The organism is Vibrio wakamikoensis (genome assembly GCF_050337275.1).
In the GTDB taxonomy this organism is placed as follows: Bacteria; Pseudomonadota; Gammaproteobacteria; order Enterobacterales; family Vibrionaceae; genus Vibrio; species Vibrio chaetopteri.
Genome location: NZ_JAKJST010000023.1, coordinates 112409 through 128999 on the forward strand (window position 1 = coordinate 112409; position 16591 = coordinate 128999).

At 40.4% G+C, this 16591-nt stretch carries 12 protein-coding genes; 5 read left to right on the forward strand and 7 right to left on the reverse strand.

The window, feature by feature from the left end; genetic code table 11:
• Window positions 1-139 precede the first annotated feature (139 nt).
• The 4 genes from L4C42_RS14295 to L4C42_RS14310 form a co-directional block, all read right to left on the reverse strand.
• On the reverse strand, window positions 140-2590 hold the full coding sequence (locus L4C42_RS14295; RefSeq protein ID WP_429760952.1) for a DUF262 domain-containing protein: 2451 nt from the start codon (window positions 2588-2590) through the stop codon (window positions 140-142).
• Complete coding sequence (locus L4C42_RS14300; protein WP_429760954.1) at window positions 2583-4424, reverse strand: DUF262 domain-containing protein; 1842 nt, start codon at window positions 4422-4424, stop codon at window positions 2583-2585. Before L4C42_RS14300 ends, L4C42_RS14295 begins: the two co-directional genes overlap by 8 nt.
• A 207-nt stretch (window positions 4425-4631) precedes the next feature.
• Entirely contained in the window at window positions 4632-5258 is a 627-nt protein-coding gene (locus L4C42_RS14305) for a hypothetical protein (protein ID WP_429760956.1), read from the reverse strand.
• Window positions 5259-5374: 116 nt separating this feature from the next.
• Entirely contained in the window at window positions 5375-5662 is a 288-nt protein-coding gene (locus L4C42_RS14310) for a GIY-YIG nuclease family protein (protein WP_429760958.1), read from the reverse strand.
• Window positions 5663-6228: 566 nt separating this feature from the next.
• Between L4C42_RS14310 and L4C42_RS14315 the strand changes: the two genes are divergently transcribed.
• From L4C42_RS14315 to L4C42_RS14325, 3 genes are all read left to right on the forward strand, one after another.
• The gene (locus tag L4C42_RS14315) at window positions 6229-7527 is read left to right on the forward strand and encodes a tyrosine-type recombinase/integrase (protein ID WP_429760960.1); all 1299 of its coding nucleotides are present in this window, start codon (window positions 6229-6231) and stop codon (window positions 7525-7527) included.
• A 5-nt stretch (window positions 7528-7532) separates the two neighbouring features.
• Window positions 7533-8366, forward strand: a complete 834-nt coding sequence (locus L4C42_RS14320; RefSeq protein WP_429760962.1) for a hypothetical protein — start codon at window positions 7533-7535, stop codon at window positions 8364-8366.
• Window positions 8367-9019: 653 nt separating this feature from the next.
• Window positions 9020-10375, forward strand: coding sequence for a hypothetical protein (locus tag L4C42_RS14325; RefSeq protein WP_429760964.1), 1356 nt, complete (start codon window positions 9020-9022; stop codon window positions 10373-10375).
• A 185-nt stretch (window positions 10376-10560) separates the two neighbouring features.
• Here the strand turns inward: L4C42_RS14325 and L4C42_RS14330 are convergent, their stop codons facing one another.
• The 3 genes from L4C42_RS14330 to ascB form a co-directional block, all read right to left on the reverse strand.
• Entirely contained in the window at window positions 10561-11124 is a 564-nt protein-coding gene (locus L4C42_RS14330) for a hypothetical protein (protein ID WP_429760966.1), read from the reverse strand.
• Between the two features lie 560 nt (window positions 11125-11684).
• Window positions 11685-12041, reverse strand: a complete 357-nt coding sequence (locus tag L4C42_RS14335) for a hypothetical protein (RefSeq protein ID WP_429760968.1) — start codon at window positions 12039-12041, stop codon at window positions 11685-11687.
• A 378-nt stretch (window positions 12042-12419) separates the two neighbouring features.
• A complete protein-coding gene (gene ascB / locus L4C42_RS14340) occupies window positions 12420-13850 on the reverse strand; it encodes a 6-phospho-beta-glucosidase (RefSeq protein ID WP_429760970.1) in 1431 nt (476 codons plus the stop codon).
• A 142-nt stretch (window positions 13851-13992) separates the two neighbouring features.
• On the opposite strand from ascB, the gene L4C42_RS14345 reads away from it, so the two are divergent.
• The gene (locus L4C42_RS14345) at window positions 13993-14487 is read left to right on the forward strand and encodes a peptidylprolyl isomerase (protein WP_353498196.1); all 495 of its coding nucleotides are present in this window, start codon (window positions 13993-13995) and stop codon (window positions 14485-14487) included.
• 320 nt (window positions 14488-14807) lie between these two features.
• Entirely contained in the window at window positions 14808-16586 is a 1779-nt protein-coding gene (locus L4C42_RS14350; RefSeq protein WP_429760972.1) for a S8 family peptidase, read from the forward strand.
• Window positions 16587-16591 lie beyond the last annotated feature (5 nt).

Here is a 16591-nt window from a genome sequence, read left to right on the forward strand (position 1 = left end):
CAGACGAGGTGTGTCGCAATCAGCAGTGAGAGATCTCAGCACACCTTTGGATATTTCTGTGTCAGTGACTTTCCTAATTTAGTTAAAAACGAATAACTATAGGTATGGCTGACCTCTAATCGAACAACCACTTCTGACCTTACTCATCGCATAAATCCTTTAAGCCAGTACAAAGTTCCCTAATCACTTGTTTGATTTCACTTAGGTCATTTTCTGTCTTAGGCACTTTTTTAAGATACCCACTATCAAAGCCATGTTTACTAACAAATCGAGTTAGTTCTTCATTCTCATTGTCAGCGCTTATTCCCTTTAACCAAATGTGAAAGTTTTCATTGTAAAAACCAACACTAAGCCTAAGTGATTTACCCTGATATTTGGCTCCAGAAATATCACAACAAGACCAATCTTCGCTTGATTTAACAGGAGTTGTGTGTGACTTTAAAAAAGGATCTATGTGTTCAGTCGTCAACTCTATCTCTAAAGATTTAGTATATAGATCATAGTGGTAGTGGTTTCTTTGCGACTGGCATAAGAGTATTATTTCTTCTGCGGTAATGGATATAAAACCTTGTTCGCATACTTCAAATAAACCTGGATGTTTGATAAGTAGCCTTATCCACGCTTTTGTAGTTGGAGCTTCAATAGCCGTACTACAAATCGCCATCAGAGAGGTAGTTATATCATCAGAATCAAAGAGTGGATCATCGACTACAGCTTTGACAAGCGCTTGTCGAGACTCCATATTTGTCCCACCACCACCTGGGTGAATTCTTAAAAGTCGTTTCCAACTATGGTCTCGTTTAATGTTATTTTTAGTTAAACGTGTACTAAGCAAGCTATGCCTGTTACCTGTCCAATTAGTAAAGTAATTACCCTTGCTTAGTACTGCTCGCTCCCATAGGTAGTCGATAGATGACGAGCTGCTAGATATTTGGGAGAATACATTTTGAATTGCTTCCGAATATAGCTTGAATCTAGCTAAGTACTCATTATCTTCATGATCAATCCAATTACAGTGCTTATGTTCTCGGTAATAAGAAAGGATTTCAGCAAAGTTTAAAAGACAGCCAACTTGACCTTTTAAGAAAGGGTGATTTTCAGCACTCACAATAGCTTCACGCCAATCATCCGATTTAAGTAATAAATGAGCTTTTATTTTTTCTTCAAGAACCTGAGCGCCAGCAAAACCTGCTATTTCTATATCATCAGCTAGAATCTCAAGGATAGGTTTACCTGATTGACACAGCTTATCAATCGCAAATAGTGTTTTATTGAATTCATCAGAGGTGTTGATAATGGTATTTTCGGTTAAATTGAAAACAACCCTTAGCCATTCATTTAGCTCTCTGTCAGACGTAGCTTTAGCAACGTAGTTGTAAAACGCATAAAACCTGAGTTTATCATCGTAGCTGGCGTCATTTTTCAATACGTTTTTGAATGTTTTTTGTTCGTCATAGTAATACTCAGTTTCTAAGTAGCCTTGTATTTGGCTATTGACTATTCCATCTCTGTAGATGAGGTCAAGGAAACTAATCAGGCGCACAAAAAACTGTTTATTCAAGCAACCTAACGCTTCATATTGAGAAAGCGTAAGCGCTTCTAAGCGACCATTTTTACCAAACAATTCTCCACTATGAACAATGAGATCCAAAGGTGAATCTTGATATTCAATGAGGTATTGATAGGCAATAATTAGTCGAATGAAATTCATTAACTCATCATCAAAAGTATCGTCATCAGAACAAATATTTCTAAAAGGCCAAAACAGATCCGCCCAATCGGTATCTACCTTATGGATGAAGTACTCATACCCGCTGGCATTATCTTTAAAAGGTAGCGCGTATTCAGGCCACGGACCTTCAAAAGATTTTACTTTTTGCTCCAGCTTGGCTTTAAAGTTTTCAAATATAGTTAACGGTTTACCACGAGCATTCATTTTTATATAAAGCTCATCTGACAAACCAAATGAATGAAGATCTAGAAACTGAAAGGTAATGTAAGGTTCTCTTGTATTGATTATCCTCTCGTACAAGTTGATATCGCTTTGAGGAAACAATGTTTGAATCGCATCGAGCATATTTAAGCAAGCTTGAACAGTTGGGTCTTGTTGCCACGACAAATAAAACCACTGACTATTATTAATCTGCTTGCTTATCTCTATCCCAGATAATTCAATATCTTTGGAGGTTAAAGCATCAAAAAACTCCATTGTGCTTGGACGAGTCTTATAGGTAAAGCGAGAGCGATTTTCACTAGTGACAAACCGATTTCTAAATTCTACAATATGCCCATGTTGTACTGCTAAGTACCAATGCAGCAAAAACAAAGTCGTTAAGCGCTGCTGTCCATCAAGAACCGAGAAAGCCTTACTTTGACCTTCTTCAAAATTTCCATAAACAAAATCTAAATCTAGTGATTGTCGTGATTCATCATTGTTATTTAGTGCTTGGAATAATGAACTTAAAAACAGTGTTCTTACTTCAAGCTCTTCTTCTCGACCTTGTGCGTAATCACGTTGCAATATTGGAATTTCAATTGCCTCAACAACATCAAATAAACCATAAAACGTTAATCTTTTTCCCTTATTCATACCCTAAATCCTCGTGATGAACACCTACACCTTGAAAGAAACCGAGTAACATTTCTACCATAGCCCTTTGATGATCTTCGCTATCTTTCGCTTCCCAATACAGCATCTTATCTACCTGTTTGCTGTAATACTTAAGAAACACATTCTTAGTGCAGAGCGGAACAAAGGTTGCTTTCTTATCTAATGCGATGATACTCGCTCGTTTAATTGGGAATACCGCATTCTGGTAACTACGATTCGTGCTGCTATCCAGCAAGGTTAGATTGCCAATTGAGTTATCAACATCTTCCTCGCCATCAGGGTCATAATACGCCCGCACTTTGTCGTACAAAGCTTCAAACTTATCACTATTTAAAATTGCGGCTTGTAGTAATTCTGTTGCTTCAAGTTTGATAGAAAGCTCTTCATTGTTTACATCAACGTCAGACTTCTTAGATTCTGGTGCTTCATCGCTAGAGATATATGCAACAACGTTTTCAAGCCATGCCTTTTGCTTGTCTTTGCTATTTGGCATATCGGATGCCACTGAGCGGATATGTTCAATATCCCAACTATCCAATTTATATTTATCAAATTGAAAACGTGCATTGGTAGCAGGGTTGGCTAGTAAGCTTGCAACATTAAACAGTAATAGTAGTGGTCTTAGCTTGTGCGCACCTGATTCGTAAGTGAATGTGTTTAGCCTCTCATCTAGCCATTCTTGAGATATTGCGTCTATCTCTCTAACGTTAAAGGTCTTACTAAATACTAGCTTTAACAATGATTGTCGAAAATCATACTTTGTAAGAGCCTCTTGGTGTAAATCAAAAATACGAGCGATAGAGACTTTTTGCGAGACTAAATAGCCAATCAAGTGAAATAGTGGACGGTCGTTGTACCATTCTTCTAGAGTCATAAAACACTGTTTTATCTTTAGCCATTCACGAGCAACATCTACAGACTTATCTTTATCACCATTGGGACTTAACAATCGGTTGAACGTCAGAAATATTTTCAATTTATCAGTATCTAGAATGCCTTGATCATCAAGGCTTCTAGATGCTAAATCCAAAACGAATTCAATTCGGTTCGTGGTAATGGACTTATTGCTAATGAAATACCAGAACGCATCATCTTGTAAGCGTTTCTCAACAGCATCCCACTCTTGTGAAATCTTTAACTGCTGTAGGTTTTGAATCGGTTTTTTGCTTTTGTAATCATCAACATCTTGGGCAAAATTACTCGATTTTAAAAATAATGCTTTTACTAGCTCGGCATTGACCAGAGGTATCTTGCCCATGTTGAGTCGAGTAAACACCTCAGTAACATTTTCTGATTCGCTTATCTGATACCAAATCACTTTAACATCATTAAGAAATACAGATTCAATATCATTTATGCGGTTAATTTTGTCTTTGAACCAATTTCGAATTTCATTATAACTTTCAAAAATATAGTGAAAGTCTATATTTTTATCTTTTTGGCTTTCATCAAGTGTTGCGATGTATTCTTTGCTTTCATGTCGCGTCTCATACTCAATTGAATAAAGTTGCTTTCGGAAGTCTTCAGCAAATCGAGAGTTAAAATAACCCAAAATTATGAGAATAGTAGTTAGCCTTTGCTGGCCATCTACTAACTCCCATTGGTCACCTCGTGCTTTTACCACAACGGGTTGTAAACAATAAAAATCTTGCTCTGTCTTGTTTTTGTTTAGACAAAACTCATAAACGTCATCGAGTAGCTCGGTGACTTGCCTTTTAGACCAACGATAGCCACGTTGATAGGCAGGTATAAAAAACGACAGGTCAAGCAGGTCGTTAATCGGCTTTAATTCTAATTCATTACATTCAGGCATTCGTATTCCTTGTTGTTCTTTGGTAAGTAGCAACTGTGTGCGGCCTGTAAGGATGGTAAGGTCTGAAACTGATAGACACTTTATTGTTATGAGAAAAACTAAGCCATTTAGATCTTGAATAAGTGTGATCTGGCGCAACCGCAACTCATTTTGGGGCAAAGGAGAGTTTGCCGAAGTTGCCTATGCAAAAAACCTGAACAGTATAGTTCACTTCTGACCTTCTAGTACGGTATGGCAGTTGCGTTCCTTCATCAACTTGAGTGAGATGGCGTTCAATGTTGATCTGATATCATCGATTATTAAGTCAATTTCTTTCCACTTGCTATCATCAAGTATCATCTCTTGATCCCCATTTGAGTTGAAAGCAACCTGAATATGTTCGTGTTCAATAACAAGTGAGAAATGCCCATGTGCAAAAGCATTCCTCCACTCCTGAAGTAGCTTAAGATTTCGATGAAGTGAATCTTTCTTCTTGCGTGAACAATAATTATTACTATTTAATATCTTGAATAGTATGTCTCGTCTTGTATTAAAAGAGAGAACACTAGATGAAACAAAGCACTCGTGAAAAAGAACATTTCTAACATCCCCCTCTTCGCGCTGTTCGGAACTAGCAAGGAAGTAATCAGAAATGAAACTGCCAATATTATTACCAATGATAGTAGCAGCATATATAGCGAGACCTGCATTAGTCTTAGCGACGGTTAGCATTTCGTCATAAAAGTCAGGATTTCGTGCCACTTTACGGTTTAATTTAGTAAAATGTTCACTATTCTCAACAGAATTGAACGAATATGTTATAGAAAAATCCATACCGTTTTTTAGTTTATACAAATCAAACCTCTAAATAGCTACGCTTACTCTAGTTACTCTGAAGCATTAAGAAAATTCAGTCAATCTTGGATTGGTATATCAACTGATAATTAATTATCTGACTTAGAAAGGGGCACCTAACGTTTATACTTTGGCCATCTGTTATACCCAATGTCAGGGTTGTTAGAGTCATACTGACGAATCAACTCAACTTCCTTTTTGTTTACCTCATCAGCACTGTCAGAAAAGAAAATGATTTCACGGCGAATAGTCATATTCATCCTTTCTTCGAAACTGAAATCTTCAGCGATCACATCGCTTTTAGCACTTCCCCAGTAGTTGATACTGTTTGTCAGATCTTTCCCGATATAGATCTTGCCGTTTGGGTATGTGATTTTGTATATAACCTTGCTATTACTATCCATATTAAACTCAACGAGATTGGCTAGAGACGAGCTTCTAACATTAGAAAATGTTGGTCAATATGAACATCCTTGTTTAGTGAAGAGCATCTACTCTAAGTGGTTTTGGGGCATTTTTGATTTAGAAGATAAGGTCCCAAACACTGAGATGTGCGCTTTACAAACCATCAACATTAACGTCAGGTTCTCAAGAATCTTCCCTTTGCTAAAGTCTTGAAAACGATAAAATGCCACACTCATCACACTTCTACATCAGCGATTGATTTTTCTTCAAAATTTATTAATCACTGAATAATTACTACCTATTTTAGCTAGTTCTTATAAATCAGATAGTTAAACCGACTAAAATATACACACCAAAAATATACCTGAATCATTAGATATCAACACTCCCGAAAGTCAACAAAGGCTTAAATATCATGCACTTGAAATCACTCTTGGGCTGTGATTTTATATAAGAACATTCACTAATGACCATCCAAAAAAATAATAATAACTAGTACAGAATGTACGCTCCATGTACGAGCATCTTGGTTTTTTTGATGGCCTTAATTTAATAGGTCGATGATATGAAGTCTGACAAACTAGAAACAAAGCAAGTAGCACAAAGAACACCTCCAAAAAAAAGAAAGTTAAAAGCTAGAACAGCAAAAAAGCGCAAAGGCGTGCGATCTTCTAATGTATCTCTAAATGTCGTTGACTATGAGCAATCTTCGGTTGCAAGAGCCGTTTGTCATGAATTGAACATGAAAAGGCCAATTGTGGCTGAATCCACTTTTACTGCTATGAAAAGTCATGCTAGACACATCATCAAGCAACTCGGTGCAAAGTATCTTAACGAGTTAAGTGTCGAAGATATTGAAATATTCAGAACGACGCTTTTGCAGCGAGGATGCAAAGGCAAAGTGGTAAATGGATGCTATACATTACTGCGAGCTGTTTGCGCTAAAGCACTAGTCTCTGGCCATCAAAACTGCAATCTGATGGACACCTTCAAAAACTTGAAAGTCGTCAATAAAGAACCAAATCCCCTAAATGAGCACGAAATAAAACAACTACTACTGACTGATACCGACGATAAGAGTGCAAAGTACATGACGTTGTTTGGAGTTCTGACAGCCTTGCGAATTAGCGAACTGATTTGCGTATCTTGGGAGAATGTCGAGTTCTTTGAGGAAAATGGGGTAGAAAAATGTCGGCTGTACATAGACTTAGCTAAACCACTTAATAGATACAAAGTAACAAAAACCGAAGAATCCATGCGGGTAATAGAGCTATCGTCAGAAGCTGCACGGGTTCTAAGAGACCTTGAACCACTTACTGGTAAGAAAGCTCCCATTTCAATTGACATCGTTGAACGAGATAACATCACCATTAGAAAAGATAAGCGCAAATTCATCTTTCTCAATGAACAGACTGGTCAACCATGGATCAATCCAAAACAGTTTGCTAAACAGTTCTTTACCGATTTTCTAAAAATAGCAAGGGTGCCTCATCGCGGCCCAAGTCAACTCCGTCATTCTTGTGCATCACTGCATTATAACGGTGGTACTAGCGTCGTATGGATAGCGAGCTTGTTGGGTCACAGGGATGTAAGCATCGTTGAGCAACACTACGCAAAGCGGAATAAAGTCAGTTTAAAAAAAGAACAAAAGAAAGCAGAAAACACAATTTCTGATCTCTTCAAGTTAAGTGATGAAAACACTATTAAGGTCCCTCGGGAGATAGTTCAAGCTAAAACCAGATCGGTAAATGCTATTGACAAAGAGTTTATCAAGTCAATGCTTAATCTAGCCCAAAGCACAGAAAGTGAAGAGCACAGAGAGCAAATAATCCAAGTTATCTCACAAACATTAGACAAGGAGTAATGGTTATGGATGTTACTCCTCCCTGCCCTGCCTCACTTCCTGCCCCGACAGGGCAGGAAGGAAGTTTGGCAAAATCACTGAAAGACAATTGGATGCTCGAACTCCAAAAGCGTGGCTGTTCACTCGACAAAGGCAAAACAATAGAAGAGTACGCTCGAGCTTTTGACGACCCCAAAAACGCACCGACATCAGCTAAAGCACTTCAAAGTGTGGTCGGTGGTGATTTTAAGCGCGTACGTATAGCATTTAAGTTACTGATACAAGCAACTAGACCAACACCTCTCATTAGAGACAAATCGGCGTGGTTCGTCGATACCGAGCAACGCATAAGTACTGCTTTGAAAAACGAAATGACGACAGTATGGCAAGCGTTTGACGCAGAAGTTCAGCACTTAGTCGACATCCGCACACAAGAGTCTTTAAACCAAATTTCTATGCTAGACAAAGAAAATGAAGACTTAGCTGAGTTAGTTGATGAGTTGCAACGCCAAACGGACGACGTCGAATACTATCGCAATCGAAATAAAGCACTAGAGGTTGAACTTGCTCGCACAGAGCAAGTTTATTCTGAGCTACGTGACAAATACGATTCGTCTCAAAGTGAGCTAAAGTCGATGCTTCTCATAAACAGCGAGTTAGCTACAGCAGAATCACGTAATGAGATGCTTGGCAGACATAATGAGTCTCTCGAGGAAGATAAGAAACGTTTGAGTAGTGAAAACAGACGATTATTAGACATCATTACTGAATTTCAAAAACGAGAATCTATCGCGCTCAATAATCAAAGCGAAGATTACCCGCATGCTAACTTCATAGACGAAGAACTATTGAAAGATTAGTTTTCCCTTGAAGAGCACCTGGGCTGCGCCCAGAGCCCAGTCAGACCGCTCAACAAAATAATTAGACCTATTCTAGTAGGCGAAAATATGACAATGACAATACTCAACGCACTAAGGCGTTACACCTTCAATACTGTACAAATAGCAAAACTGAAGCGCGAAAGCGCTTCAGACTGCGTGTCAAAACACGTGCGCAGGCGGTTTAGTTTTCGACAAATAAGGAGAGGCGTAAAAACGCGTCGGCTTAGTAACCAGCTACGTTTTCGTCACACTTTTGTTTCACAAAAGAGCACGAAAACTGCTGGCCAGAGAAGGCTCTCTGGACTCTCATACATGAAAACCCCAAGGAGGTTTTCATGATATCTAATACACGTGAAATTAGGTTCTTTCATCGACACATTAACTTCAACTCTACCAGCGCTCGACGCAAGAAATGTGAAGCAACTTTGCGACACTCTTTAAGATGCGATGTTGACCCTGGTTCTACAAAAACACTCGAATGGAATCCAAATCTTGTCGCATATAACAAGATACTAATTGATGGAGCTATACACACGTTTGGCTCTAGTCTAACTCAAAGCAAAAAAGACGAACTTGTCAAAAAAATAACGCCCAAACCGAGACTAAGAAATCACACTAAACTACGCACTCAAATGCGACAGTATCGTGCAAAGCTAAAAAAAGCGATTGTATCAGAGAGTAAGAAACAGAACAGTATCGCAGTTTCGTTTCTTGAACGTATATTAGCATCTTCTGACCGTCTAGATTTAGATTCGATAAATACAGAGATGGAACAGATTAATTTCTCGAGAAAAAGTCAACGTCAAAATGCGGTCGAGCAATACGTGTTGAGACATAATCAATTGTGTGAACGAGCACCAAATCAAAATAACATTGCCATTCAGGAAGGCATCATCAAAATCCCCCATCAGTGGAACGTTGATTCAAGTATTATTTCGTTAGATGAGTATATTCGATTTACTGAATTGTATCTCACACACTACTACCCCGACTATCCTATCGAAGCGATAATTGGACATGATGACGAGCGACGAGAAGAAGAAACAACTGGACTTCATACTCACTATTATCTGAATGCCAAAAATAGCGTTACGGGGGCGTACGATTTACGGATGCGACAGATTGAAATAGTAAACGAATACTTAGCGTACAGTAGTCAGCATGACAGTATGCTGCCGAGTGACGGTAAACTATCTCTAAGTCAGTCACGCACGTTAGGACACTTTCTGCAAGTAATTATCCAAGAGTTTGCAAACAAACATCTGTTGAACCCAAAAGGCTTAAATGCACGATTTACGGATGAAACTGAAAAACAATCAGCGCAATATAAACATATGATTAGACAAGGAAAGGTTCCAAAATCGATGCGTGAGTTCAACTACTATTTTCGTCAACTGGATCACCTCAAATCCATTATAGAAGACCTTCGAGTTCAAGAAGAAAACCGTACAGCAAAAATCTTAGAGCTTAGTAAACAAGAGTTCAACGTCAAAGATGAACTGAAGTACACAAAAATGGAACACGAGTTGCTAGTCAACAAAATGGATGATGTCGTCAACAACATACTACGCTTTGAAGAGCAACTCAGCGGAAAGCACTTTGAACTTCAAGTCAAAGAGCAGAAAATCGACGAACTTAGACACGATACAGAAACCTTGGCTCACCAGTATTTGAGCATCGACAGAGGCTTAGAGCAACGAAAAGATGAACTCGAGCATGTAGAGCAACAACTAGAGAAACGAGAGCGCGAGTTAAGAATGATGAATGAAGATAGTCGTCGCATCGCTGTTTCGATGATTGTAGATGCATACATGTTGATGTTAGCTAAGCATAAGAAGTTTGACAGCTCAGCGAGACGTTTTACTGACGCTATTGCAGAGAAGCTATCAAGCGACATGCCTCAGTCTTTCAGGCAGATCGTGGATGCAGCGTTGGAGCAGGCTAACTATGAGCAACCTAACCGACATGATAGGAGTTTAGATCACTAGCCTGCTCCAAAGTTAATGTAGTGGCTAATAAGATTGAGCCACTACACCTTAGAGATTAATCATCAATAATAACTGCCATTACAAGCTATAAAATATTATATAACAGCTTGATAAGGCTACATTTCAATTATAACTTAAAATCAAGGAGTTATATTGACCAACATTAACATTGATAGGTTGAACAATTAAAGCCTAACTAACTTTTTCTTTTGCTCATCAGTTAACTCATTAATTGATGTAATCTTAAGTTCTTTATCATCGTTAATTGAATCGTCAGAGTTCATATCAATCATTACAGATTCAGGTAAGCTAAACATAGCCCCAGTAGCTGGGTCAACAATTAACATCCCAATTATACCTCCAAATAAAATATTACCGAAGTACCAACCATCCACTGAACTATCTACTGTATAGGACTTATCATAATAGCCCTTTTTAGTGATTTTAATCGTATATGTCTCGCCGTCAAAAAATCCTGAGCCTGATTTCAATGTTACTGAAGAAGGCGTTGTACCACTATGTACAATTAAACCATCTTCATTTGTTATTTCATAGCTAGCACCCGATGGACTAGAATCGATAGAAACAGGATATTGAGATTCAGAAACGATACTTGAGCACCCTGAAGACACAGCAATAGACAGCGCAGCAATAGCGAGTTTATAGTTCATGTTAAGATTATCCTTAAACTTAATAATTGAATAAAATATTTTTTCAGATGCTTGTGAGTAGTGCAGTGTCGGTTGCATACTTTGCTCATCAATTAACCAGTGCATTAATGAAGCTTAAAAGCTCAATAGCTTCTACATCAAAGATCCTAGCTAATAAATCCTAGCTCCACTTCTTGCATGTTATTTATAGCAATCTGATTTTTGACACTATAACAATATAACTCCCCCAATAAAAATCAAAGTCAGAAAATAACATCAAGCAACACATTCACCAGGACTATGAACAGACTCAAACCATCTAATTATGCTTGTCTTTTTGTGTAATTGATTAGAATTACGCTGGTATATTTTTGTTAAGCACAAGTCAAATTGTGACACTAATCACTATTAAAACTGACTTGTATACCGCTCACTCACACTACACGTTAATTTTTACACACCCCTGTGTTAACCCAATGTTAGTTATATTGATTATCAGCTACCGTAGGTCAAAAACTAGAGTTAGAAAGCCTTAACAATTGAATTATTCTAAGACTCAGGAGTTTGATTCCTTCTCTCTGGCCACCATAGATTTCGGCTTGGACTTTAGCCGATCTTGGGTCTAATTAATGAGGAATTACATCACTCTTATCACAACTCTAAGATGAGAAATCGACAGCAAGATTCATCACCATCGATAATCCATAGTTGCCCCGATGCTTCATGAAATCTATGGCTGGAGTCCCTGACAATGTTGGATGAGTATTAGGTTTACGCACCCAGTCATAGATAGTTTCATCGCTACTAAAAGTCTGTCGCAATGCCTTGTGAATGTTCAGAATATAGCTGACCCTTTCTAATGTATGTTCACTCACATCACTATCTTTCGAATCACAGTCTAAAGCTATTAGAGTAGCTTTCTCACGGTCACTGCATTGCCATTTATCTAATATTTTCAAAGCGGTATTAAGTGCTGTTGAGCGCTGCTCAGAAGTTATATCAATCCCGACTCCCATCATCAACCTCCCTGTTTTGCATACTCTACTAGTATTCACGGTCCCAGATTCAACATCAACCTAGCAGATTAAATTTCAAACAGAAAACTTGACTTAAAGTTAGACGGATGTAAAACTCATAGTCAGTCAGGTGACTATCCCAAACGTTTTACGATTTGCAGTTAAAGACGTGAATTACCCTGATAAAACAAAGACTTATAAGAATCAAGTTCCGAGCGATTGGGTTCAAATCCCTATCTCTCCGCCACATTCTAAAAAGCCGCTGATAATTCAGCGGCTTTTTTCGTTTTAGCAATCCAGGCCCACGAAGTGTTGCAGCTAAATGCTGAAACTAAAAAGGACTGCGCCTGACAGCCCTTTTATCGCTAACCGCAAAACCTACGATAAATCGCTGCCGTTGCTGGCGATAACCTGCTTGTACCAATAAAACGACTTTTTAGGAATTCGGTTCAAACTGCCGTTACCTAGATTGTCTCTATCAACATAGATAAAGCCATAGCGTTTACTCATTTCACCTGTCGAGGCTGCCACAAGGTCAATACACCCCCAAGGTGTGTATCCCATTAGTGGAACGCCATCTTCCATTGCTTCATGCATGGCGATGATATGCTCGCGTAGATAGTCAATTCGGTAGTCATCGTTCACTTGACCATCTTCAGTTAATTGATCTTGTGCGCCCAATCCGTTTTCAACCAAAAACAGCGGTTTTTGGTAGCGGTCATATAGGGTATTCATAGTGATTCGCAGACCCGTAGGGTCTATCACCCATCCCCAGTCACTAGCCGGTAGGTGTGGATTTTTGATCGACTTCACTACGTTCGCTTCACTGGTATTTCCAGCGTTCATGTCAGCGGAAGCGCAGCGAGAGGCATAATAACTAAACGAGATGAAATCGACAGTGTTCTTTAAGATCTCAAAGTCTTCTTCTTCCGTCTCTAGCACCACACCCTTTTGGTCAAAGACTTTTTGAGCGTAAGACGGATAATAACCGCGAGACTGAACATCAATAAAAAACAGGTTCTCACGATCCTTTTCCATCGCCATCAGAACATCTTCTGGCTTACAAGAATATGGATAGAAATTGCCACCAGCCAGCATGCAGCCGACTTGGTTTTGCTCATCAACTTCATGCGCTATTTTTGTTACAAGCGCACTAGCAACGAGTTCATGGTGAGCCGCTTGATACTTCACTTGATCATGATTCTCACCTTCTTGAAACAGCAGTCCTGCACCAGAAAACGGACTCGCCAAAAGAATATTGATCTCGTTAAAAGTCAGCCAATACTTCACCAGCCCTTTGTACTGCTCAAAACACGTTCTTGCATAGCGAGTGAAGAACTCGATCATTTTTCGATTGCGCCATGAACCGTAGGTGTTAACCAAATGCATTGGAACGTCGAAATGACAAAGCGTGACTAAAGGCTCAATACCGTTTTTTTGGCACTCTTCAAACACACTTCGATAAAAGTCCAACCCAGCCTGATTCGGCTCTAACTCATCACCTTTAGGAAAGATGCGACTCCAGGCGATAGAGACGCGAAACACTTTAAAGCCCATCTCAGCCAATAAAGCGATATCCTCTTTGTAACGGTGGTAAAAGTCGATGGCGTTATGACTTGGGTAAAACTCATTTTCAGATAGAGCGACCCTATCTACTTGGCCAAGCTTGATTGGCATACGGTTGTCACCATAGGGGATCATATCGACCGTTGTGAGCCCCTTACCACCAGCTAAATGAGCACCTTCTGACTGGTTTGCGGCGATCGCCCCGCCCCATAGAAAATCTTTTGGAAATTGGATATTTGACATTGAGTACCTCGAAAACAACAAAAACCACCTCACTCGAAAGAGATGCAATTATTCTAAATACAACCCATTAGTTCGAATCTGAAACCTGCTACAATCAACGTTAATTCAACCGATCATAACTTCAACCAGCTAGAGTACCACCATGATTATCTTAACGACGACCTATGGCGACATTGAAATTGAACTTAACATGGACAAAGCGCCTGTCAGTTCAAAAAACTTTCTGCGCTATTGCCAAGAAGGCTTCTATGAAGACACCATTTTCCATCGTGTTATTGACGGTTTTATGATCCAAGGTGGTGGTCATACCGAAGACATGACCGAAAAAGAGACTCACGCACCTATCGTTAATGAAGCAAACCGTGGTCTTAAAAACCTAACCGGCACCATTGCCTTTGCTCGCACCGATGCGCCGCACTCGGCGACAGCTCAGTTTTTTATCAACTTAGATAATAATGACTTTTTGGATCACACCGGTAAGACAAACTCCGGTTGGGGCTATGCGGTGTTTGGCAAAGTGACGGCGGGAATGGACGTGGTCAGCAACATTGGTAAAGCCATGACTGGCATAAAAAAAGGTCATGATGATGTGCCGCTAGACACGATTAAAATCAACAAAGTCACCATCGTTGACTAACCCCAAAACACATCACGTTGGCCTACAGTAACTCTTCAGCTGTAGGCCAACGTGATGAGTATTGTTGCGTGTAACTAACACTCATTGACTGACTGTTAACGTTGTTACCTAATGAACTTTCCCCTCCTCTAATCCGCTGATTTCATGCAACTCCAGTATGCAACAGGGCACATTTCAACAAAATACAATGTGATGCCTCGAAAAACGAATGTAAACACAATGTGAACGGTTTTCGCAGCCATGTTTCCTCGTTAATTTAGTCTCGCCTGTCTTAAGGAGTATCAGACAGGAACATTCTAAATAAAGACATGAGGTCACAAATGAAAATTCGCATTAGTCGTTTATTTGCGGCGATGCTGACCGTAGGGATTGTCCCTACAGCATCCGCATACGATCCACTCTATTCTGAACAATGGCATTTAAATAACACCGGGCAAACCTCCTTTGCTGCCAATCCTGGTGTTGTCGGCAATGACCTAAATACACAGCTCACCCAAGCGATGGGAATTGCTGGTGTTGGTGTGAAGGTCGCCGTGATTGATACCGGGGTGCAAATTGATCACCCAGATCTAGCTGCCAACGTGGTTGCCGGTAGCCGAAACCTAGTCGAGGACTCCGAATTTCCAATTGACTACCCTATTGATGAAAATGGTCACGGCACCGCTGTTGCTGGTTTGATAAGCGCTGTGGGCAATAATGGTGAAGGCGGCCGTGGCGTTGCTTCTCGCTCTTCATTAGTGGGCTTTAACTGGCTTGATAGCCAAACCGTCGAGGGCTGGCTGATATCTCACGGTGCAGACCCGTCTACCAGCGATGTTCGCGTGTTTAACCAAAGCTATGGCTTTAGCCCTACCACACCGATTCCATTTGATGAGACTGATCCTGAGTTCAAGCTTGAACTGGACGTGATGAAAGATGTCAGCAGCTATAACGCATGGGGACGCGGGGCAATATTCGTTAAATCAGCGGGCAATGGTTATCGCTACTTCAATACCGGTCGCTTCTTTGTTCTGCCTAAAGATTTCTTTGCCGGAGGCAATAATCTGGGACTGCCAATGCACAACTCTCAGCAGTCTTACGACAACGCCAACTACTACAACCTCGTTACCAGTGCGCTCAGAGCCGATGGCACTCGCACTAGCTACTCTTCTGTCGGTACGAACGTCTGGGTAGCGGCACCTGCCGGTGAATACGGTCAAGATTACCCTGCAATGGTCACCACAGACCTAATGGGCTGTGAGCAAGGACAAAACACCAGCAGCGACTTAGGTATCAATGGCCTGCATGGTGGCACTGAGTTCGATCCAAACTGTAACTACACCAGCACCATGAACGGTACCTCTTCTGCGGCGCCGAATACTTCCGGTGCGATTGCAACAATCATGTCAACCAACCACGCGTTAACCGCGCGCGATGTCCGTGCTTTACTCGCAGAGACCGCAAGTCTTACCGATGCAGACGATCCTGGCGTGTCACTGGACTTTGTGAACAGCGAAGGTCAACTGGTCAGCTACCAAGCGATCTCCCCGTGGCAGAAAAACGCGGCTGATGTTGATTTTCATGCCTTCTATGGGTTTGGTGCGGTTAACCTAGATGAAGCGATGAAACGCGCTCGTATGACTAACAATGTCCTACCACCGCAGATCATCACGCCATGGGTTAACAATGCCTCTAAAGTCACAGTGCCAGATGCGAGCCTAGCAGGAGGCGAGTCATCAATTAGCGTTTCCGATGAACTCACGGTCGAGTCAGTACAGGTCAAGATAACACTCGATCATACTCGCCTACCAGACCTAGCCATTGAGCTTATCTCCCCTTCCGGCACTCGCTCAGTACTGCAAACGCCTCGTAATGGCTTAGTGGGTCAATCGCTTGAGCCAGACGTAGCGGGTTACGAAAATCAGCTCATGTTATCGAACCAATTCTATGGTGAAAGTGCGAAAGGCGAATGGACACTGCGCGCTATCGATACCAACGGCGATGAAGTGTTCTCATACTTAGCCTACTTCAACTCTTCCACTATTTTTGAAGTGCCAATGGCCAACAACACACAACCAGGCGTTCTCAAAAACTGGTCTATGCGTATCTTTGGTCATTAAGGAGC

Bases quoted from the DNA above. Each gene is read 5' to 3' on its own strand.
- L4C42_RS14295 (WP_429760952.1), bottom strand. From the start codon at position 2,590: ATGAATAAGGGAAAAAGATTAACGTTTTATGGTTTATTTGATGTTGTT.
- L4C42_RS14300 (WP_429760954.1), bottom strand. From the start codon at position 4,424: ATGCCTGAATGTAATGAATTAGAATTAAAGCCGATTAACGACCTGCTT.
- L4C42_RS14310 (WP_429760958.1), bottom strand. From the start codon at position 5,662: ATGGATAGTAATAGCAAGGTTATATACAAAATCACATACCCAAACGGC.
- L4C42_RS14315 (WP_429760960.1), top strand. From the start codon at position 6,229: ATGAAGTCTGACAAACTAGAAACAAAGCAAGTAGCACAAAGAACACCT.
- L4C42_RS14320 (WP_429760962.1), top strand. From the start codon at position 7,533: ATGGATGTTACTCCTCCCTGCCCTGCCTCACTTCCTGCCCCGACAGGG.
- L4C42_RS14325 (WP_429760964.1), top strand. From the start codon at position 9,020: ATGCGACAGTATCGTGCAAAGCTAAAAAAAGCGATTGTATCAGAGAGT.
- L4C42_RS14330 (WP_429760966.1), bottom strand. From the start codon at position 11,124: ATGCAACCGACACTGCACTACTCACAAGCATCTGAAAAAATATTTTAT.
- L4C42_RS14335 (WP_429760968.1), bottom strand. From the start codon at position 12,041: ATGGGAGTCGGGATTGATATAACTTCTGAGCAGCGCTCAACAGCACTT.
- ascB (WP_429760970.1), bottom strand. From the start codon at position 13,850: ATGTCAAATATCCAATTTCCAAAAGATTTTCTATGGGGCGGGGCGATC.
- L4C42_RS14345 (WP_353498196.1), top strand. From the start codon at position 13,993: ATGATTATCTTAACGACGACCTATGGCGACATTGAAATTGAACTTAAC.
- L4C42_RS14350 (WP_429760972.1), top strand. From the start codon at position 14,808: ATGAAAATTCGCATTAGTCGTTTATTTGCGGCGATGCTGACCGTAGGG.